The organism is Microbulbifer sp. TYP-18, assembly GCF_040932045.1.
Lineage (GTDB): Bacteria > Pseudomonadota > Gammaproteobacteria > Pseudomonadales > Cellvibrionaceae > Microbulbifer.
Genome location: NZ_JBFRBC010000024.1, coordinates 19,220 through 39,518 on the forward strand (window position 1 = coordinate 19,220; position 20,299 = coordinate 39,518).

Consider the following 20,299-nt stretch of genomic DNA (forward strand, 5'->3'; position numbering starts at 1 on the left):
AACCAACTTTGGTTGCCGGGTTGATAGTGTTATTTGCGCAGCTGTACCGCAGCCCCGATCAATGCCTGGTAACCGGCCTTGAGAGCGTAGAGGGGCACCGCCCGCATCCAGTCCTCAACCCGCCCCTTGTTTAAAAAACGCTGTTCGAACTCGCTTTGCGGCAGCAGTTCGACAATGCGTGGCAGTATGCCCCCACCCAAAAAAACACCACCGCGCGCGCCCAGGTAGAGGGCCACATCCCCAGCAGCACTGCCGAGAAAATTGAGGAAATCCAGCAGTGTCTGCCGGCACATGGGATCAGAGCCCTCCAGACCGCGGCCGCTGATGTCCGGCGGTTCCAGGGCTTCCGCCGGCTGGCCGTTTAATTCGCACACGGCAGAGTAGAGGTTCACCAGCCCACAGCCGGACAGCACCCACTCGTTGAAGACCGGCCGCTGCCTGCTGCCTATTATCCGCAACAGCTCCGCCTCCCTCTCGGTTGAAGCGGCCAGGTTCGCATGCCCCCCCTCCCCCGCGAGTACGTGATAGCGCCCTTCACCCCACACCAGCCCCGCAACACCTAAACCCGTTCCCGGGCCCAGCACCGCCATGGCCGCCCCGGGGGGCCGCGGCTGGTCCCGCAGCACCTGGTAATCCTCTCCGGACAGCAACGGCAGGGACTGTGCCAGTGCAGCGAAATCATTGATCAACTGGATGCTGGTGAAGCCAAACTGCTTGCGCAGCTTGTCAGCACAGATATGCCAGCCGAGATTGGTCATATAGACACGCCCACCGGCAGCAGTTTTATCCACAGGGCCGGCCACGGCGATACACGCCTGCCGCGGCGCCGGCTGCTGCAGGCCCTCGAGCCAGTGTTGCAGGGCCCCGTCGAAGCCGCCAAAGCGCTTGCAGTCGGCGACCTTTAGCTCTTCCAGCCGATAGCCGTCGCCACTGGCCCGGGCAATGGCAAAGCGGGCGTTGGTGCCGCCGATATCCGCAACGATGCTCGTCATTTCAATTCCTGTCACTGTCTCTGACCAAGGCGCTGCACTGTGCCCGCGGCCGGTAAAAAAATATCTGTCTCCACGGAGGCTGGCATGGCGCCCGCGACAAACGGAACCCGCAACCCTACCCCTTCGCCGCTCCGGCCGCCAGGCCGGAGACCAGAAAACGCTGAAGCACCAGGAACAGCAGGATTACCGGTACGGAAACCAGTATGGAGCCAGCGGCGAAAAAGCCCCATTCGGAAGCGTAGTCGCTGACAAAAAAACGCAGTCCTACCGGCACTGTATACAGCGCCTCGTCGTCCATAAAAATGGAGGCGAGAATGAATTCATTCCAGGCGGTCATAAAAGAGAAGAGTCCGGTCACCGCAATGGCCGGGCGCGCCAGAGGCAGAATGATACGGCAGAAAATATACAGGCGGCTGGCACCTTCCAGCAACGCCGATTCCTCGATCTCGTAGGGCAGAGTATCGAAGTACCCTTTCAGCATCCACACGCAAAACGGCAGCGCCGTAATCGAATATACCAGTATCAGCCCCAGCCAGCTGTTGCCCAGCTCCAGCCACTGCACCACGATTACATACAGGGGAATCAGCATCAGTACCGGGGGAAACATTTGCGATATCAGAAACAGCATCAGGCCCCGTTCACGTCCGGGGAAGCTGAAGCGCGAAAATGCGTAGGCGGCGCTGCAGGACAGCCCCAGTCCCAGTATGGTGGTGCTCAGCGCCACCACCAAACTGTTCAGCAGCCAGTGCATAAACGGCTGCTCGCTGAGCACGGAGCGGAAGTTATCCAGTGTCCACTGTTGCGGCAGGGGTAACAGTGCCGTCAATTGTTGCCACCGGCCCGCATCTTCAGGCAGCTGTATCAGCTGCAGTGACTGCTGACCGGAAAAAGCCAGGCTCACCACCCACAGCAGCGGATAGCAGACCACCAGCGCTGCACCCGCCAGCAGCAAAAAGCGCCAGCTGAAAATATCGGCACAGATGCGGCGCAAAAAACCGAGGCTCATCGGGCCACCGCCAGTGTGTTGCTGGCCCGGGTCTGCCAGACGGCATAGCAGAACAGGAGCGCCAGTATCACCATGGAATAGGCCGCGGCATAGGCGTACTGGTATTTCTCAAAACCGATACGGAATGCCTTGGTGATCAAAATATCGTTGGCCCCGGCGGGGGCGCCGTCGCTCACCAAGTAGATGACGTTGAACATATTGAAGGTCCACACCACCGACAGGATGATGGCGGGCACCAATACCGGCTTTAGCAGCGGCAGGGTGATATTGCGGAACCGGAACCAGCGCCCCGCCCCTTCCACACTGGCCGCTTCATACAGCTCCCGGGGAATCGCCTGCAGTCCACCGAGAATCACCACCATCATAAACGGGATGCTGAGCCAGACATTGGTGACCAGGCCGGTGGCAAAGCTGGTGCCGATGGAATCGAACCAGGCTACCGGAGCCAGACCAATTATCTGCAAGGCCTGGTTGATAACCCCGAACTGGGGATGAAACATTCCCTTCCACACCAGCGCTGTAATGTAGTTGGGAATGGCCCAGGGCAGAATCAGCACAACGCGGAACCAGGTGCGGCCCAGGATCGGCCGGTCCAGGGCCATCGCCAATACCAGCGCCAGCCCCACGGACAGCAGCACGTTACTGGCGGTCCAGCAGATGGTGACCAGTAGCGTCCAGTAGAAATTATCGAAATCGATACTGCGCCCGGCGCCCTCCCCATACCAGAGGTTCCAGTCACCCAGAATACCGAGATAGTTATCCAGCCCCAGCCAGCGCGACGCCAATGGCGTATTTTCGTTGAGCAGGGAGGTGTCCGTGAAAGACAGCAAGAATCCGTACAACAGCGGAAAGAAGACCAGCAGCAGCATACCCAGCATCGCCGGCAGAAGGCAGAAGTAGGCGGTGCGGTTGTCGCGCCAGACCTCCAGCAACCGCCCGCGTCGGCGCAGCAGTAGGAACGCCAACAACGTCAGCACCAATGCCCAGAGCCCGGGGGCAAGCGGCGCTGCCTCCCCTGTCCGGGCGGTGGCCAGAGCCGCCGTATCCCGCTCCACCTCGACCTGCAGGCGGCGCAATTCCGCCGCTGGCTGTGCGGCCCCTTTCACCACCTTCTTCAACAGCGTCTCCAAGGGCAGCCACAGCATCGTCATCTCAGGCACATTGGGAATGGGAACGGCCGTGTCCAGCTGGCGCCGGTAAGCCATGACCACAGGATCGGCCTCCAGGGTTGGATTTTCGAAGGCGGAAAGGTTGGCTGGCATCTGGCCGCCCGCCAGCGCCATATGCTCGGCGGCGGCGCGGGAAGTCAGATACACCATCAACTGGTAGGCGGCCGCCCTGTGGGTGGACCAGGGAGAGATAAACAGGCCTTCGACCGCAACCCAGGGGGCCAGCGGGCGCTCGCTGCCACTGAGCCGCGGCAGCGGCACCACGCCGTAGTCCACGTGGTCCGCGATCTCACCCCGCATCCAGGGGCCGCTGATCACCATGGCGGCGCGCCCCTGATTGAACAGGTTGGTGACCAGGGTACTGTTGGGCGCTTCCGGCAGTATTCCCTCTTCCCGCACCCAGCCCAGCAGCAGTGCCAGCGAGCGGACATTGGCGGCACTGTCCAGCGCCAGTTCCCCCCGGCGATCCAATAGGCCGCCGCCGAAGGCGTTCATCAATGCGCCGTGAAAAAAAGGCTCCGTATAGCTGTAGGCGAGACCAAAACGCCCGCGGCTTCTGTCGGTGAGACTGCGCGCCAGAGTCACCATCTCATCGGTGGTGGCGGGCGGTTTGGGTACCAGGGCGCGGTTGTAGATCAGCGCCGTGCTTTTGAAGCTGAACGGCAGGCCAAAAAGCTGGCCCCGGTAACCCATGGCATCCACCAGCTTTTGCGGGAAGCGCCGCAGCACCGGCTCCTCCACCAGCGCGTCAATGGGCGCGATGATATGCCCGGCACTGGCCCAGCCACCAATGCGGTCCTGGGCAAAAATAAACAGGTCCGGTCCCTGGCCGCGTGGCAGGGCCGCGGAAAGCTTGTCCGCATAGGCATCGAAAGGTACCGCCAGGGCCCTCACCCGTATCTTTTCCTGGCGGTGATTGAAATCCTCCAGCAACGACTCCAGGGCCAGGCGCTCGGCACCGCGGTATCCGTGCCACAGCATGAGCTGCTGGGTATCCTGTGCACCGGCACCGAGGGTGCAGCAACCCAGCAACCAGAGCAGCGCCCAGCGCATCAGGGGCACAGCACCGGCTCCGGCCGGGTGTGCGCGGGACGAATACGGCACTGGCTTTGGCTGTCGAACAGATAGACCGAGTCCGGGTTCAGTGCCAATTCCAGCACCATACCCGGAGTAAGTGGTCGCAACCCCGGCAACCGCGCAATCATACGCTCCGCGCCGTCACCCACATGGACCAGCATTTCGGCACCCAGGGTCTCCACCATCGCTACAGCCGCACGCATTCGCGGCCAGTGTCGCGGCGCCTCGGCACCATGGCAGATTTTCTCCGGACGCACCCCGAGCAGCAGTTCACCCCCCAGGCCGGCGACATCCTCACGTCCAAGTGTGAAGAGGCCATTCCCCAGCGAGTCGCCGCGGTTTTGTACCGGCACTATGTTCATGGGCGGCGAACCCATAAAAGCGGCGACGAACACATTGTCCGGCTCGCCATAGAGTTCCATCGGTGTCCCCACCTGCATCACCGCACCCGCATTCAAAATAGCGATGCGGGAACCGAGCGTCATGGCCTCCACCTGGTCGTGGGTCACATAGACAGAAGTGGTGCCCAAGTCGCGATGCAAACCACCAATATTCGCGCGCATCTGCACCCGCAGCTCGGCGTCCAGGTTGGACAGTGGCTCGTCAAACAGAAAGACCTGTGGATCGCGCACTATCGCTCTCCCCAATGCCACTCTCTGGCACTGGCCACCGGACAGTTGACCGGGTTTGCGCAGCAAAAGATCCGTCAGACCCAGGGACTCCGCCACCTGCTGTACTTTCGATCGAACCTGCGCTTGCGGTTGCCTGCGCACCCGCAGACCGAAAGCCATATTCTCGAACACAGTCATATGGGGGTAGAGCGCGTAGTTCTGGAATACCATCGCCACATCGCGATCTTTGGGCGGCAGTAGGTTGACGAGGCGGGAGCCGATCCACAGTTCACCGGCAGTCACGGACTCCAACCCGGCAATCAGGCGCAAAGTGGTGGATTTGCCGCAACCGGAGGGGCCCACCAGCACCATGAACTCGCCGTCGTCCACCCGCAGGTTCAGCCCCGGCAGAACCGGCGGATTGTCCCCATAGCGCTTGACCACCCCTCTGAACTCAATCCCAGCCACAAGTCACCCCTTCCGCGCGGGCACTGCCGGCTAACCTGTCTGGGCTGGATGCTCTCATGGGCGTACAACTTCGAGGTTGGTGTTATTTTGGCTTTACCACCGGCGCAGGACAGCCAGCCAAGCATTATCCCGCGGCCCGGATGGCGCGACATCCTCCCTCCCTGGGGCCTAGTGAATGGACACTAATTGACCAGGGCAAAGGAGTCAATCGCCGCCCAGTCGATCCAGTTTACGCAGAAATACCCCTATTTCCCGCTCAACCTGCTTGTCCCCCCGATCCTTAGCTACCTGTAGCCCTCGGGTGAGTGTCGTGCGGGCCGACTCCCACTGCTCCAGTGCCATATAGGTGCGGCCCAGTTGCTTCCAGGCCGCCGAATGGTCCGGCATCTGTTGGGTGCAGACCTGCAGGTGCTCCGCTGCCTCGGCGAAGGCCTTCTCCTGAAACAGAGCACTGCCGAGACCAAAACGCAACAGGGGTGAGTCCCGCCCCTCCTGCAGCTGCGTGCGCAGCCGCTCGATGATCGGATTGGTCATGGGGTCCTTCCTCCAGTTGGCGGTAGAATCCAGGGATGACAACACGAATATCGGGGGATCCACCGTGAAAAGAGTATTCCTGTGTTTCGCCGCAAGCGCAACGCTGCTCGCCGCCCACACATCACTGTCTGCGGATACAGACCAACTGCTACAGAAGACAGAGCCCAAGGTCATCGAATGGCGCCGCCACCTGCACCAAAACCCGGAATTGGGCAACCGGGAGTTTGAAACCGCCAAATATGTCGCCCGACACCTGCGCGAACTGGGCATGGAAGTAGAGACCGGAATCGCCCATACCGGCGTCGTCGCTCTGTTGAAAGGCGGCAAACCGGGACCAACCGTGGCGCTGCGCGCCGATATGGATGCCCTGCCCGTCACCGAGCGGGTGGACCTGCCGTTTGCCTCCAAGGTCACCACTGAGTACAACGGCAAGCAGGTGGGCGTGATGCATGCCTGTGGGCACGACACCCATGTGGCAATGCTGATGGGTACCGCCGAAGTGCTGGCAGCCATGCGCGACCAGCTCAAGGGCAATGTCCTGTTTATCTTCCAGCCCGCCGAGGAAGGGGCGCCGGACGGCGAGGAGGGCGGTGCCGAACTGATGTTAAAAGAGGGACTGTTCAAAAAATACAAGCCGGAGGTGGCCTTTGGCCAACATGTGACCTCCAGCCTGCCCATGGGGGTCATCGGCTATCGCTCCGGCCCGCTGATGGCCAGTTCGGATAAATTCTACATCACCGTAGACGGCCGCCAGACCCACGGCTCACGCCCCTGGGGCGGCGTAGACCCGATTACCGTAGCGGCTCAGATCATTCTGGGGGTGCAGACCATCGTCAGCCGTCAGATCGATATCACCAAAGAGCCCGCCGTGGTGTCGTTTGGTAAAATCGAGGGTGGCGTCCGCAACAATATCATCCCGGACCAGGTGGAGATGGTGGGCACAATCCGCAATTTTGATATGGACAACCGCCGCCAGATCTTCCAAAAACTGAAGACAACCGCGGAAAACATTGCCGAAAGTGCCGGAGCCAAAGCCACAGTACGTATCCTGGAGGGTTACCCGGTCACCGTGAACAACCCCGAGTTGACCGCAGCGGCCCTGCCGGTACTTAGAGCCGCCGCGGGAGACAGGCAGGTGATAGAGGTTCCAAAGATCACCGGCGCAGAGGATTTTTCCTTTTTCGCCAACGAGGTTCCCGGCTTCTATTATTTTCTCGGTGTCACACCCAGGGATCAGGACCACACTACCGCACCCAGCAATCACTCGCCGCTGTTTTACGTCGATGAAACCGCACTGAAAACCGGCACCCAGGCTCTCACCGAGCTGACGTTGAATTATATGGAAAACCGGAGCAACTGAGCTTCACCCCGAAGCCGCAGCACAGCTGTGCTGCGGCCTGGCCTCTAGTAAGTTGCTGAAAAAGCCTTCCCTGGCTTTTCTCAGCCCGGATTTGTGGCTTATGTCCACAAACCCTCCACGACAAATCAAGCCGTTACACGTTTGAACTGCGGCCCGAACATTCCTGTTCGGAACAGCAGGTTGCTGAAAAAGCCTTTTCAGCAACCTGCCAACCCATCCCCCTTAACCCTCCAACCTTCAGATATTCCATCCAAAGAATGATTAGCCGCACCCTAAAAGGGTTAACTGTCTATTTCTGCGGAAGGTCATTACATAGCTTACAGGCAACCCGGTTTCTGAAATTTCTCACCCGGGCAATAAAAAACAGGGTTGTGGTAACCAGGCACCAAACTGCCGCGAATTTTAGCGCATAAGACAAATCACGACCTTTAAGCGACTGCACCGCAAAAAAAACAAGGAAAAGCACTAAGGCTATAACAATGTATTGCAAGGTCCATTTTTTTAGCGGCAAAATACGCCCTCCCCAGTTTTATATAAATACTCTATGTTCAAAGCCATAAATACTACTTACTACCTGATGTACTTTACACCAGCCAGCAATAGAAGTGAGCGGCTATAACCACCTTCCCTACAACGAGAACGGCGCCGAATATAGACATAACTGACCAATACGACTAATTGAACTATAGAGGGGTGCAGTTATCCTGGCAGATTCTGAAAGATATATAACTCACAGTGATCCTCTGACCATTGACCCAGCTCCGTCTTTGAATTTAGCCAAATCTTCTTTAGAAGTATACTTTTGGTCTCGAAAGCAACTGCTTCTAACCTATCCGGAGCTATTGCAAATCAATTATGGTCTATTTATTCGTCGTATTCTGTAGTGCACCTTTCTCTTAACTGAAATTGACACAATAGTGCCTGAATCTCATCAAATAAGACGATAGTAATTTTCCCTTGTTCTCCAATTTTTCTTGAAAACTCATAGCCATTTTACGACGTGATTCCCTCTCCTGAAAAATAACGTCCACAGTGACCGAAATTTCAATTCATAACAGGCCCATTTTCCTATAAAACTGCTCCTATACTCAGATACGGGTATGGCCCGAGTGTACTCCATACCGCTGGTTAAGATATTTTTTTTGTATAGCCATGGCGGCACCAGTTTGCTAGAAATACTTATAACGCTCGAAACAGGTGCGCACTTTAAAACGTCGCCTGCCTTTGCTTGTTAAATTTGATAAACCAATTAATGACAAAGTACAAAATTCCACCAACAATAGCGCTAACCATACAAAGCTTATGCACCAATTCGACTGAAATAATCCCTTGCAATTTGTTGCTTTCACTAAATGGGAAAAATGGATGCATATCTGAGTGCATTATACTGTCTATAAACACATGGCTATAAGCACCTATAAAACCAGACAAAAACGCAACCCGCCAGAATATTTTCACCTGCCAATTTGGATTCATGTCAAGGATATAGAGCCCTATCTCTGATAGGTATTTACCACTTAAAGCTGAAAATACGGCGAGTAAGCTAGCACCTGCATAGGTATGTGTGAAACCGTGAAGATGGCCTTCGCCCGTAATTAGAACAATAAGAGGCTGAATATCCATTACAATTTGGGTCCAGCCGAAAACCATTAAACTGAAACCAGTCTGCAATGCTGCCTTGATAGCAATTCCCGGTCCCATATGAATTGGTGTAAATGGCATAAACTCTCCCAGTGATGAAACTTAGTACCTTGACCTGCGGAAGGCCATGAGAAACTTGAACTATCCGCTAGAGAGCTGCAGGGCCGGAACAAACAGCATCAACTTGTTAGTTGTAATTGTGATACTCACCTTCAATTTCAAGTGCTTTTTTCCAGTCTGAATCAGAACCCGATTTTATTGCCCGCGCGAATGCCTGATACACTTTCTTCTTTATCAGCATTTCTTTCATTTCGCGACTGAAAGCTTCTTTATCTGCGGCGCGATACATTGTGTGATTTAGCTTAAAATTAGCTCGAGCTTCCTTCAATGAATAATCTGCATTTGGACCACCTCGAACAATTTTGGCATCGTCAGTATCTTGCCCGTCATCTTCCCAGAAACATATAGAGCAAATATCAAAGCGTGCTCTTTCATCAAGAGTGGGCATAAAGCAGCACGGGCACAGAAATCTATCCCGATACCTTGCCCAACTCTTTTCTTTAGTCGCTTGCTCCACATACCAGTGGAACCATTCTTCACTCATAGATTCACTCTGTACTTGCAGCTGATATTTATATAGCGGCCACCATGGATATTATTATCCTGATTGTTATTCTGAAAGCAATTTTTCGTCAGCCCTCTAATAGTTCTATTAAGCCATACTTCTGTGCAAAATTTATACAACCACGCAAGTTAGAAAAATTGCACCACCACTGTCCAGGAATAAACCACCATTTATAACTAACTGTATTACCTGGTTTTTTTCGGCGCAGTTCTCTATCCCGGCAAAATAACAGTCAGGATGATCAGAACCCCAACTCTGATCCGGTCACACTTCTCACAAAACTATACCTATATATGACTATCAGCGGGGCCTACTCCATCTCGTCCATTGACACAGCTTTCAGTTACAGTCACAGCTGTGCCCCACGCAGTGGTCAGACATCGCGCAACTAGAACGAGTTGGTACAGATCGAAAGGTCCGCTCGCCGCTCCAACCCCGCTTAGCTTCCCGCAGCGACAGCCGAGGAAGCTGAGCGCTTTCGGTGCAGCTCAGGGCGCCCGGTATTTCGAGGCACCCTGCCCCTGGAATCAGGATCGCTTTCGCCTGGTCGGTTTGGGTTGGGCTGGTGTATGGGAGGAGGGGAATATGGCTTGATGATCCGCCAGCTCCCAGGCTTGCTCCTGCAGCTCGAATAAGCGTTTGAGCCAAAGGGGACGGCCGCTCTCGCATGGCTCAATTTCCAAATCCACAATATCGTCGTGGATGGCTACGGGTGTGATGATATAAAAACTTTGCAGTCGTAGTGACTTAGACAATCGACAGGGGAATACAGGCATCTTTTTAGGCTCCTTGAATCGCCTGTGACGGAGAGCCGCTGACAGCGGGATTGGCTTTGCGCCGTTTCTCTCGCCGCAGGCGCGGTCCTTGGGGAAAAGGAAAGGATAAATCCGGGGAGAGGTTGCGCTGCCAGGGCGGTGCGCGGCTGAAGTAAAGCACCACACCAATGGTCACGCTACGCCACAGGACACCCCGGCGCCAGGGGCGGGGGTGGCCAGTCGGGCCCGGCTTCAGGGGGAACCTTATTGAAGACGAGCGAATGTGTGGCGTATCATCCAAGACAGCCTCGCTAGATATCTCTGGTATCTTTCGGGGTTAGCCATCTCTCGGTGGTCTCAACACCGGGAGGTGGCGCCTATGCCTTACTCACGCGGTCATGGTGTGGTCCTTCCCTATTTGATTGTTGGTTTGTTATCGACTGGCTGTGGTTATTGATTTCACGCGAGCGCCACTGTTACCGGGCGCTCGCGGGTTGAACGACAGTGACTGCGGTATTCTTTAGCTTTTTTTGGCTGTTTTTTACTTTTTTCTTTAGCCTGTACCGGGTTAGCGACTGGGCGCTATGGCATCAGACCAACGGTATTCGCTTTTTGCAAAGAATTCAATCAAGCGGAAGATTCAGACGACAGTGAGTGAATATGCCATGCCGACAGAGGTGGGGCCCGCATACCAGGGCACCGGCAAACCATTCCCTGGGAACTCAGGGTTTGTCCGACAAGGGACAACTGGATGAATTTTAACCGCCAGGGCAGAATTTTTAAGCAAACCGCCGTATGGGGACGCGCCTTCGCACTGATATGGAAATGGTGGACTGGAAAGCGATCTTTACTCAATGCAGTGTTATTTATTTGCAACTGCCTTTACAAAGACTGGGATGAAGCCAACCTAGATTAAAGAGAGCGATATATTCGTTGATATAGGCTATCGCGTCGATTTAGGCTTCCAATCAATCCTGATGAACAAGGTCAGCCTTAATAATATCGACGAAGGATCTCACAATAACTTTATCCAGAGAACAATCCTCTTTTATATATACCTCGTGTCATACGCGTTGATTCAACCAGTTCCAGGTACTCATGTACACGTATTCAATCTCCTGGTCACAATGGAATTTAGACTCTATCCATGACCACTGAAATGCCAGCCTAGAAGTATTTCACCCAAAAAATGGATCGCAGTACCCCAAACTTTTCACTCCCCCCGATGATAGAATTGCTTATGTAGTATTAACCCAATAAACTACCCGCTTACGAGCTATGTATCTATTGTTGAGGGAGGTCGCTAAATAATTTATAGTTAGCTTACTCTCTAGATCGGTGCGGACATTACCTGAAACTAAGATTTCAAACTGTGGGCAGAAAAAATAATATTCAGGATGAGAGGTCAATAGATAATTGATCACTTGTCATGTGGTGGTAGAAATTACTCCCTGCGGTTAAGCACTTTAAGAGGCTCTCAATCCCCTGAGGAACTCAAACAGCTTGAAAGGTATCTTTATGGAGATCATAAATATATTGGTATATATCTCATTTTCTCTACATGCACGCACAATTTCAAAATTCTGCTGGATTCTCCCCAGAATCCCTGAGGTGCTCACACCACCCTGGCGCATTCGGATAATTGACCTTGGGAGGTAGCTGTAACTCACGCGATTGCAATATAGAAACCGGGCAATAAGCTCAAAGTCAGCAGAGACTCGATATCCCAATCGATATCCTCCCAAGCGCTCATAAACAGCACGAGAAACGAAGAATGTAGGGTGAGGTATTGTCATCCCCCATCGAATTTTGCCTGTACTGAAATTCTTAGCACTGCAGTATCTGAGAACCTTTTCAAGCCTGAATCTTTCAACTATACAAAGATCAGCAAAAAGACTCTCGGTACCCGACGTCTCCAAACTGGAAACCACCAGGGAGATCACCTCTCTATTGTCATAGACATCATCAGAATTCAGAATACCAATAAAGTCGCCAGAAGCCCGGGAAATACCTTTATTCATAGCATCATAAATACCCCTGTCAGACTCTGAAATGATGCAATCAATCCGATCTTCAAATTCCTGCAATATTTCTGGAGTGGAGTCTGTAGACGCGCCATCCACAATAATATATTCGATGGATGGATAGTCCTGTGACAGTACCGATTCAATGGTGTCTCGAATGGTTTCCGCACTGTTGTAGCAAACAGTGATGATGCTTATTTTTTTCAACGGGCCGCCCCTGTCAAATCTAGGTCAATTAGATCCCGAAGTTCCCTCATGCCCTGAAGCCGGGTTTGGACGAATTTTCCAGATACCACTCATACGTATAGGTGAGCCCCTGGGAAAGTGGAATAGATGACTTCCATCCAGACTGGTGGATCTTGGAAACATCCAATAACTTCCTGGGAACACCATCGGGCATCTCAGTATTGAATACCACCTGTCCTTGATACCCAACGATCTCGGCAATCAGCGCCGCCAGCTCTCCAATCGAGACATCCTCGCCTGTACCAACGTTGATGTGCGAGAGCATCGGCTCGGCCAAGCTATCATACTGATCCTTATCCAACTGCATCACATGGACGCAAGCCGAAGCCATATCATTGACATGCAGGAATTCCCGCTTGGGCTTTCCTGTTCCCCAGATCTCCACCAATGGTGCCTGTGACAGCCTAGCTTCATGAAAGCGCCTTATCAACGCCGGGATCACATGGGAATTCTCTGGGTGAAAATTGTCTCCCGGCCCGTAAAGATTTGTCGGCATAATACTGCGAAAGTCGGTTCCATACTGCCGATTATATGATTCACAGAGCTTAATCCCAGCTATTTTAGCGACCGCATACGGCTCGTTGGTGGGCTCCAGTGTACCCTGGAGCAAGGCCCCTTCACGGATTGGCTGATGGGCCAACTTCGGGTAAATACAGGACGAACCGAGAAACAGTAACTTGGAGACCCCAAACTGTTGCGAGTGGTGGATGACATTACTCTCCAACATAAGGTTCTGGTAAATAAATTCTGCGGGATAGGTGTTATTCGCATGGATACCACCCACCTTTGCGGCGGCCAGGTAAACGATATCCGGTTTCTCCTGGGCGAAAAACGTCCTGACGTCACTTTGGTTAGTTAGGTCAAGCTCCGCCTTTGTGCGGACTAGAATGTTCTCAAAACCCTGCTGCTCAAGCTCTCGACAAATCGCAGCGCCCACCATACCCTGATGACCGGCGACATATACACGCGTCCCCAAGCTCATCGATCTCCCTGGCTTAAAGAGACATTAAACCCCTCCCTCTTGAGGAGGGCAGTCTTGCGTGCCAGCTCCAGATCTGCACCGATCATTTCAGCAATCAGTTCTTCCATCGAGATCGTCGGCTTCCAACCGAGCTTTTTCCTGGCATGGGACGGATCGCCCAGCAAGGTCTCAACCTCCGCGGGTCTAAAATAGCGGGAGTCGACACGAATGACCACATCCCCAACCTGGGCACCGGAGGCAATATCGCCGCGAATGCCTGTTACAACACCTTGTTCCTCAACACCCGAGCCTGTAAATTCGATTTGGATCCCAAGCTCTGCCGCCGCCATCCGGACAAAATCTCGGACTGAATATTGGTGCCCGGTGGCAATCACGAAATCCTCTGGCTCATCCTGCTGTAGCATCAACCATTGCATCTCAACGTAGTCTCGCGCATGCCCCCAATCCCTCAACGCGTCCATATTGCCAATATAAAGGCATTTTTCGAGTCCTAGCGCTATATTAGCCAACCCACGAGTGATCTTTCGGGTCACAAAGGTTTCACCCCGACGAGGCGATTCATGATTAAAAAGAATTCCATTGCATGCATAGATTCCGTATGCCTCACGGTAATTCACAGTAATCCAGTAGGCATACAATTTAGCAACGGCATAGGGTGATCTGGGGTAAAAAGGTGTTGCTTCCCTCTGGGGCACTTCTTGCACAAGGCCATACAATTCCGACGACGATGCCTGGTAAAACTTCGTCTTATCCTGTAGGCCTAGCAGCCGAATCGCCTCAAGAATTCTGAGAGTGCCCAGCCCATTGACATTGGCAGTATATTCGGGCATATCGAAGCTAACTGCGACGTGCGACTGCGCAGCCAAGTTGTACACTTCATCAGGTTGCACTTCTTGCAGGATACGAGTCAGGTTTGGGCTGTCCGTCAAGTCCCCATAATGCAGGATAAAATTCCGGTTCGATTCATGAGGGTCTTGATACAGATGATCAATCCTATCAGTATTGAAAGACGATGAGCGGCGCTTGATGCCGTGTACCTCATAACCCCGGTGGAGCAGGAACTCAGCGAGATACGAGCCGTCTTGTCCCGTAACGCCAGTAATCAATGCCTTCCGCATTTATCTATTTCCTCCATACAGGGCCAAGGCCCATGAAATCAACATTTAACCCAGCAGCGGATCGACGGCTCGGTAAAAAACCGACCGCTGGTACTCTGGCGTATATTCTTTTTCAACCACTCCACGGCAACTTTCCTGGGTGATCTGGCCTTTATCCAGTGCCTCGAGACAGATGGTCACTTTTTCCACCAGATCATTTACAGATCCACGGGAGAAAAAAAATCCACTTTCACCAACCCTGACGGCCTCGCATTCTGGCATCTGGTTGGCGAAGTCGTCATGAGTGATAACTGGTGTTCCGGCTATAAGGGCATGCATTGCAGTCAGGCCAATTTCTCCCGGTGACACGCAAATATCTGCGATGTTGAGTATCGGAAGGACCTGCGCATCCTCGTAGCATTCACCATAAAATACTATCTTATCCTCTACGCCTAAACGCTGGGCTTGACGGGTAAGCGATTCGTATTCGGAGCCGTCTCCGATTATCAGGGCTCTTGAGGCAACACCTCTTTCATTGAGTAATACAACGGCCTCCACCAACATATCTAGGCGCTTCTGTGGTTCAAGCCGGCCGACAAATACAAACAACCGTTCGGAATCATCACAGTAGTTTCTCCTAAGACTCTTCAATTCGCTCCGCCCAACTGAATTCACAATCGCTAACTGAGCCATCACATCAAGTGAGTTATTGATGACCCAGAGTCGTTCCGCCGGTATACCCGCTCGCTCAAGCTGCCGTCTGCCATACTGGCCATAGAGTAAAAGCCCATCGGCAAGTCGGTAAAAGCAAACACGAATCAACCGCTTTAAAGCTCCCTCATTGCCATAGATACCGTGAGTCCAGAAAACAACCCGCTTTCCAAGCAATCTGGCTAGAACAGCACTCATCCAAGTCGATAGACGGTGCGCCTCACCCCAGTAGACAATCACCTTGCATCGGCCGAAAAGTACAAGCGCCTGCAACCCGGTCTGCCAGAAGCAGATTTTGCGGAAATAGAGACTGCGAATGGGAACCCATCGTATACCGCCTTCTTTCGGATTGAGATTGCAGTACTCGACGGGCGCCAGCCGGATATTGGATGAGTCCTCTCGCGGGTCGGCGTATATCACCACCTGCCCCTCTCCCCGGCCCTCCTCACTGATCTTGCGGAAAACCGGGTAACGGTAAAGGGCAAACCGATCAGGGACCAGCGCTATCATTCCCGCAACTCTGGTCACGCCGTGATTCCCTCCCCTTGAGAGCCACAAACGGCATCACATGATGAATCGGGCATAAAAAGATTCCAGTAGGGCCTGATTCCGTCATGAGGATGGAATTTCGACTTTACCCTGGCCGCTGCCGGCAAACTCGGTACAATTTCCGTAGCGATATGGCCGTATTTCTCCTGATAACAGTAGGCTATTGGAAGAAAGCGCTCACTATCGAAGTCTTCTATCTGGCGGTAAGGCCAGGCGCTCCGGGAACGCGCTAACAGCCACTCCATTCCTTTCTTAAGGCCACGGCCATCCTCACCGGTGAAATTCCAAAGGTCTTCACCAACAGACTCCGCGATGTGGGCCAGATGGATCCAACCCTGTAGGTTGAAACAACAATAATGGGCCGTGTTCGTCCGTTTCAACTCATGGGGTTGAGCCCCTTGAGCGTCAAACTGTGCAAGCAGCCGAATACGTGAATCCCGTAATGTCTCCCTAAGTAGCTTGGCTTCACCAAGGAACGCACAAATGGCGGCAATCTGAAGATCGTAATAAGTTCCGTGGTTGTTCAGTGCGGCCCGCTCCCCAATGCCTTGTTCACTGGTGCGCAGCCATTCCAGATACTCAACCAGCCAAGCCTTGAAATCCACCAACTCCTCCCCAGTGAGGAATCCCCCTCGCTTGAGAATTCGTACAGCATCCAAGAAGTAGTAAAGATCCTTGAATTCAATGATACCCGTGCTGGAACCACGATTCCGATTATGGCCGCGCCGAACTTGCGCATACTTCAGGTGTGGTGTCATTGCGGTCTCAGGTTTCAAGAACCAGTGCCGAATCAGTTCTCCACCGCGACTTCCATATACTGGGTCCCCATACTGGCGCCAGGCAATGGCCGTTGTATAGGTATCATCGAACATATATTGCAGACGAGTGCGATCGTATTTGTCACTTAGTGGTTCATTCATTCGAGTTCTCGGAACACGTTGGCCATCACGGCGAACGCAGGACAAACCTAGTATCTTTAGCGGGTTCAGCCAATTGTAGGGAGCAGAATTCCAATAGTCATGGACACTGCCCCCAGGTGGGAGTGTTACCTTATCGATTACGGAAAAAGGCCTCCTTTTAATGGCTTCAGCAACGGCCTTTACAAGATAAGCATTGGCTGGCGAGGAATCGCCTATACCAACCTTTCTGGGAATATAAATAGGGCACTCCGGATCCAACCTGTTATCGAAGACTCGAGCATCGAGCATGTCGAGCATGTTTGCGATTGCTTCAGTGCGAGCCTCGTCACGACCAATCCAGGCTTTATGGTCACGCGGTTTCTCAAATTCTGCCTTCCCGGAATACAAACGAGCAACCCATCCGCCCTCGGCATATTTTCCCATATCCGCAGAATATCCAGGGCATGGGAAGTCCCAGGGCTCTATTGGCCAGTAATCCCATTGCCCCGGGTAGCCCAGTCGCCAGAACAGCTCAACTTTGGAGCGCCTCCCATAACAGTAGCCCGGATCAAATTCTTCCGCCGAGTCAGCCCGGAATATCATCTGAGGTTCTTCCACAGCCTCTGGCCGATAATTTTCTTCTAGCAGGTTCTGATTATCCAAGATTCGGGCCATCGGGACGAATTGGTACGGAACACAGCTGTTCGACAAAACTGAAGCGCGGACTTCCTCCCATGCAGCAGTCGTCAAGTAACAATTTCCGTCCCACGGAAGAACCCAATTGGCGCGTCTTTTGCCGTCATGTAGCGCCAGGTTTCTCGCTCCGTTGTTGTTCATCACATAGTTATTCTTAAGGCGGTACAAACGCAGATAGGCCGACACTTGGGAGGCCTTCGGGAGTGCTGACCGGCGAACTGAGAAAGGTGCAAAGCCGGCTGGCACACCCTCAATATCCCAACCAATGTTCGCGTACTCATCCCAATCGAAAGGCAGGTGTAGATATGGGTGTCCAGCCGCATTGAGCAAGTCAAGGATCTGGCATTCTTCACCAGGATCAATTATCCGATTCACAATAAACCGCTTTTCACAACCCGGAAGTTCGGGTTCATGCTGCAATATGAACTGCAAATTTTTTTTTGACTGACCCTTCGCATGTCGCGGAACCAGGTCGTTACCAATAATTCTGTACAGAACAAAACTATCTGGAAGGACCTGACCGGATCCAGTCCATTGCGCTGAAGCAATCAAGTCGACTTGTCGCTGTAAAATATTGCGTTGACGATTCGCTGGAAAGCAAGTGGTGCGCTTTGCACCGGAAATTCTATCAGTAACAATTTGTTTTACAGCACGGGCACCGGGAATAGTTACAAGCAGCTTACGTATTAGCGACATGCAAGCCTTCCCCTCACGAAACACTCACGATACAGTGACTTCGAAACAAATCTTTTACTCACTCCTAATTTTCTTTTATATGTTGCTGTCTCGCACTCTAGAAATTTAAAAACCCGCCCTGCTAATTGCGTTCCAGAGCCACAAAACCTGGGCCAAATAAATATAGAGTTGGCAAATCCCGAGAATTTCGCGTTATGAAAACAGAGACGCTTGGAAATAACCTTAAACATACGGCAGTAAATTATAGAAAAACCTGAACACGTTCTCACGGGAGCCGCATTAACTTTAGCCATCATATCGTTAAAAAGAGGGCGTCTCTTTCCATAAATCTGATTGCGCAATGCTAGTTTCAAGGTTACTGCAGCGGATTTTCCTAATTCAAACTTACTCACATACGACCTCTGAAGCTGTCGTCAGAATGAGAGGACTTTCTAAAACCGTCTGCAGGGCTTCGAGGGCAGCACCATATTTTCCAGACTTCACCCAACTTACAACTTTGTATAACTTAGCAACAAAGCTAATATGAGTAGCGTCAAAATCACTGGGCATATCACCTCTGCCCTGTCTTGCCTGATAAATCATCTCGTTAATTTCTATCAAGGAAATTCCTCCTGGCAACATCGCCCCGATTGGATCCAGTGACCATCGCCCCCAACTCATTACGTAATAGCGACTGTCGTCCTCGGAATAAAAAACATTGCCAAGCCTGACGTCTTGGTTGTACACATATAATGGAACAGCAGATAAAATTTCCCTAATGCGGGGAAGATACGAGAAAAATCTGGACAAATTAGAGCTCTCGGATTCAGATGTCACGGCGAGCTCAAGACAACTGAAAAATCGATCAGAGAACTTCTCTTGAATCAATTGAGTATTGCCTGAGAATTGCGAAACCAGCTTTTCCGGTGGTTCCACTGACCAATGCTGGATCAGAACGTTCTTAAATGAGAGGCGCCATTCTTCTTTTGAAACGAATTTACCGCTTCCAACTTCCAAAACTTGGTAGCAAAACCCAATCTCGTCAGCTGACCTGATGCGGTTAGGAGCGCTAAGCTCTCGCCTATCGACAAGATTAAAAAGTCCATATTCATTACGATATAACTGTTTACGGGTAGAATCAAAAATTTGAACCTGAAAACAATGCTCATGAGCGGAATCTATTCGTAATGTACGCACCAAGAAAACATAAATTTTCTGAATATGAAAATCCACCCAAGCAGACTCAATAGAATTAGGAGAGCATCCCGCTCCATTTAATATTTCACACAGCCATGTTTTCCGCCGCTCCTGGTCTGACAAAAAGACAAGATTCCTTTCTGCTGATAACTCTACACCGTCAGAAGGGCTACGTAGTTCATAAGCCAGCGTTTCTATTCGATCTCGAGATCGACTTAACCTCACACCCACACTTATCAGTTGCCCCAATGCTGTCAATAAATGCCTGCAAAGTATAAGGCTTGCTATAGAGAGTAAAACATCCGCCTCTAGACCAAATAAAAATGGTGAAACTATTGTCGCAAAAGCCAGCAAAAAATTGAGAGAAACAAATATATTTAGATAACCCTTGATATCGGAATACAGCCATTTCCCTAACCGAGAACTGATCCCGGGAATGGCTTTACGGAAAAGGGCGGAAGTTACCCAGAACTCTAGAAAAACCAACAAAAACAAAACCAGAAATAAAGTTCCATTAAGTAAGGAAATAGTAATAAGGCAAGCCACAACAAAAAGTGCATCAGTCAAAATTTGCCATATCAAGGAGTAATAATTCTTGACTTTGGCAAGTTCCGGCATCACCCCTCTCTGGCTGCCGATCGTAGCAACGAATTTTCTAGCTCCAGAGGTGGTTTCTGCATCAACAATAACATCCAGTACTAGGCAGATGAGATAAAACCCAAGCGCCGCCACAGAGAGCAATAAGATCCACTCGCCCTTATTCTGATACTCTATAAAACCACTAAAATATTTAGGAATTCCATCAGAACCTGCCATTATGATAATTTTAAGAGGCAAGAGAAATGCCATCAACGTAAATACTTTAGACGCTAATGACATACAAACGATTGAAATACCAGACAGTCGCTTTACATTATAGAAAGCAAGCAATACTATTTTGTACCAAGCTAAAAAATCAGCTATAAGACGCTTAAGGCTCATATTT

At 52.0% G+C, this 20,299-nt stretch carries 14 protein-coding genes; 1 reads left to right on the forward strand and 13 read right to left on the reverse strand.

Annotated features, from left to right (window positions below):
- Window positions 1-29: 29 nt before the first annotated feature.
- The 5 genes from glk to ABVT36_RS15760 form a co-directional block, all read right to left on the reverse strand.
- A complete protein-coding gene (gene glk, locus ABVT36_RS15740; RefSeq protein ID WP_368457393.1) occupies window positions 30-992 on the reverse strand; it encodes a glucokinase in 963 nt (320 codons plus the stop codon).
- Between the two features lie 115 nt (window positions 993-1,107).
- The gene (locus ABVT36_RS15745; protein ID WP_368457394.1) at window positions 1,108-1,998 is read right to left on the reverse strand and encodes a sugar ABC transporter permease; all 891 of its coding nucleotides are present in this window, start codon (window positions 1,996-1,998) and stop codon (window positions 1,108-1,110) included.
- Complete coding sequence (locus tag ABVT36_RS15750; protein WP_368457413.1) at window positions 1,995-4,220, reverse strand: extracellular solute-binding protein; 2,226 nt, start codon at window positions 4,218-4,220, stop codon at window positions 1,995-1,997. The genes ABVT36_RS15745 and ABVT36_RS15750 overlap by 4 nt, the downstream gene beginning before the upstream one ends.
- Entirely contained in the window at window positions 4,220-5,314 is a 1,095-nt protein-coding gene (locus tag ABVT36_RS15755) for an ABC transporter ATP-binding protein (protein WP_368457414.1), read from the reverse strand. Before ABVT36_RS15755 ends, ABVT36_RS15750 begins: the two co-directional genes overlap by 1 nt.
- Before the next feature lie 213 nt (window positions 5,315-5,527).
- Window positions 5,528-5,857, reverse strand: coding sequence for a tetratricopeptide repeat protein (locus ABVT36_RS15760; protein WP_367149384.1), 330 nt, complete (start codon window positions 5,855-5,857; stop codon window positions 5,528-5,530).
- Between the two features lie 64 nt (window positions 5,858-5,921).
- Between ABVT36_RS15760 and ABVT36_RS15765 the strand changes: the two genes are divergently transcribed.
- Window positions 5,922-7,217: a M20 family metallopeptidase gene (locus tag ABVT36_RS15765; RefSeq protein WP_368457395.1), complete on the forward strand. Its 1,296-nt coding sequence runs from the start codon at window positions 5,922-5,924 to the stop codon at window positions 7,215-7,217.
- A 1,206-nt stretch (window positions 7,218-8,423) separates the two neighbouring features.
- On the opposite strand, the gene ABVT36_RS15770 is transcribed toward ABVT36_RS15765, so the two are convergent.
- The 8 genes from ABVT36_RS15770 to ABVT36_RS15805 form a co-directional block, all read right to left on the reverse strand.
- Window positions 8,424-8,939, reverse strand: coding sequence for a hypothetical protein (locus ABVT36_RS15770; RefSeq protein ID WP_368457396.1), 516 nt, complete (start codon window positions 8,937-8,939; stop codon window positions 8,424-8,426).
- Window positions 8,940-9,045: 106 nt separating this feature from the next.
- The gene (locus ABVT36_RS15775; protein ID WP_368457397.1) at window positions 9,046-9,462 is read right to left on the reverse strand and encodes a CPCC family cysteine-rich protein; all 417 of its coding nucleotides are present in this window, start codon (window positions 9,460-9,462) and stop codon (window positions 9,046-9,048) included.
- Between the two features lie 2,242 nt (window positions 9,463-11,704).
- On the reverse strand, window positions 11,705-12,469 hold the full coding sequence (locus ABVT36_RS15780; RefSeq protein ID WP_368457398.1) for a glycosyltransferase family 2 protein: 765 nt from the start codon (window positions 12,467-12,469) through the stop codon (window positions 11,705-11,707).
- A 46-nt stretch (window positions 12,470-12,515) separates the two neighbouring features.
- Window positions 12,516-13,490 (reverse strand): GDP-L-fucose synthase family protein, encoded by a 975-nt coding sequence (locus ABVT36_RS15785; RefSeq protein WP_368457399.1) that lies wholly within the window; start codon window positions 13,488-13,490, stop codon window positions 12,516-12,518.
- Entirely contained in the window at window positions 13,487-14,608 is a 1,122-nt protein-coding gene (gene gmd / locus ABVT36_RS15790) for a GDP-mannose 4,6-dehydratase (protein WP_367152237.1), read from the reverse strand. The genes ABVT36_RS15785 and gmd overlap by 4 nt, the downstream gene beginning before the upstream one ends.
- A 45-nt stretch (window positions 14,609-14,653) precedes the next feature.
- A complete protein-coding gene (locus ABVT36_RS15795) occupies window positions 14,654-15,808 on the reverse strand; it encodes a glycosyltransferase (RefSeq protein ID WP_368457400.1) in 1,155 nt (384 codons plus the stop codon).
- A 14-nt stretch (window positions 15,809-15,822) separates the two neighbouring features.
- Window positions 15,823-18,138, reverse strand: a complete 2,316-nt coding sequence (locus tag ABVT36_RS15800; RefSeq protein WP_368457401.1) for an alginate lyase family protein — start codon at window positions 18,136-18,138, stop codon at window positions 15,823-15,825.
- A gap of 384 nt (window positions 18,139-18,522) precedes the next feature.
- Window positions 18,523-20,295 (reverse strand): hypothetical protein, encoded by a 1,773-nt coding sequence (locus ABVT36_RS15805; RefSeq protein WP_368457402.1) that lies wholly within the window; start codon window positions 20,293-20,295, stop codon window positions 18,523-18,525.
- Window positions 20,296-20,299: the final 4 nt, after the last annotated feature.

What these genes read in the sequence shown, in the direction of transcription:
- gmd (WP_367152237.1), bottom strand. Translation starts at nt 14,608, where the DNA reads ATGCGGAAGGCATTGATTACTGGCGTTACGGGACAAGACGGCTCGTAT.
- ABVT36_RS15770 (WP_368457396.1), bottom strand. Translation starts at nt 8,939, where the DNA reads ATGCCATTTACACCAATTCATATGGGACCGGGAATTGCTATCAAGGCA.
- ABVT36_RS15805 (WP_368457402.1), bottom strand. Translation starts at nt 20,295, where the DNA reads ATGAGCCTTAAGCGTCTTATAGCTGATTTTTTAGCTTGGTACAAAATA.
- ABVT36_RS15795 (WP_368457400.1), bottom strand. Translation starts at nt 15,808, where the DNA reads ATGATAGCGCTGGTCCCTGATCGGTTTGCCCTTTACCGTTACCCGGTT.
- glk (WP_368457393.1), bottom strand. Translation starts at nt 992, where the DNA reads ATGACGAGCATCGTTGCGGATATCGGCGGCACCAACGCCCGCTTTGCC.
- ABVT36_RS15760 (WP_367149384.1), bottom strand. Translation starts at nt 5,857, where the DNA reads ATGACCAATCCGATCATCGAGCGGCTGCGCACGCAGCTGCAGGAGGGG.
- ABVT36_RS15775 (WP_368457397.1), bottom strand. Translation starts at nt 9,462, where the DNA reads ATGAGTGAAGAATGGTTCCACTGGTATGTGGAGCAAGCGACTAAAGAA.
- ABVT36_RS15750 (WP_368457413.1), bottom strand. Translation starts at nt 4,220, where the DNA reads ATGCGCTGGGCGCTGCTCTGGTTGCTGGGTTGCTGCACCCTCGGTGCC.
- ABVT36_RS15800 (WP_368457401.1), bottom strand. Translation starts at nt 18,138, where the DNA reads ATGTCGCTAATACGTAAGCTGCTTGTAACTATTCCCGGTGCCCGTGCT.
- ABVT36_RS15785 (WP_368457399.1), bottom strand. Translation starts at nt 13,490, where the DNA reads ATGAGCTTGGGGACGCGTGTATATGTCGCCGGTCATCAGGGTATGGTG.
- ABVT36_RS15745 (WP_368457394.1), bottom strand. Translation starts at nt 1,998, where the DNA reads ATGAGCCTCGGTTTTTTGCGCCGCATCTGTGCCGATATTTTCAGCTGG.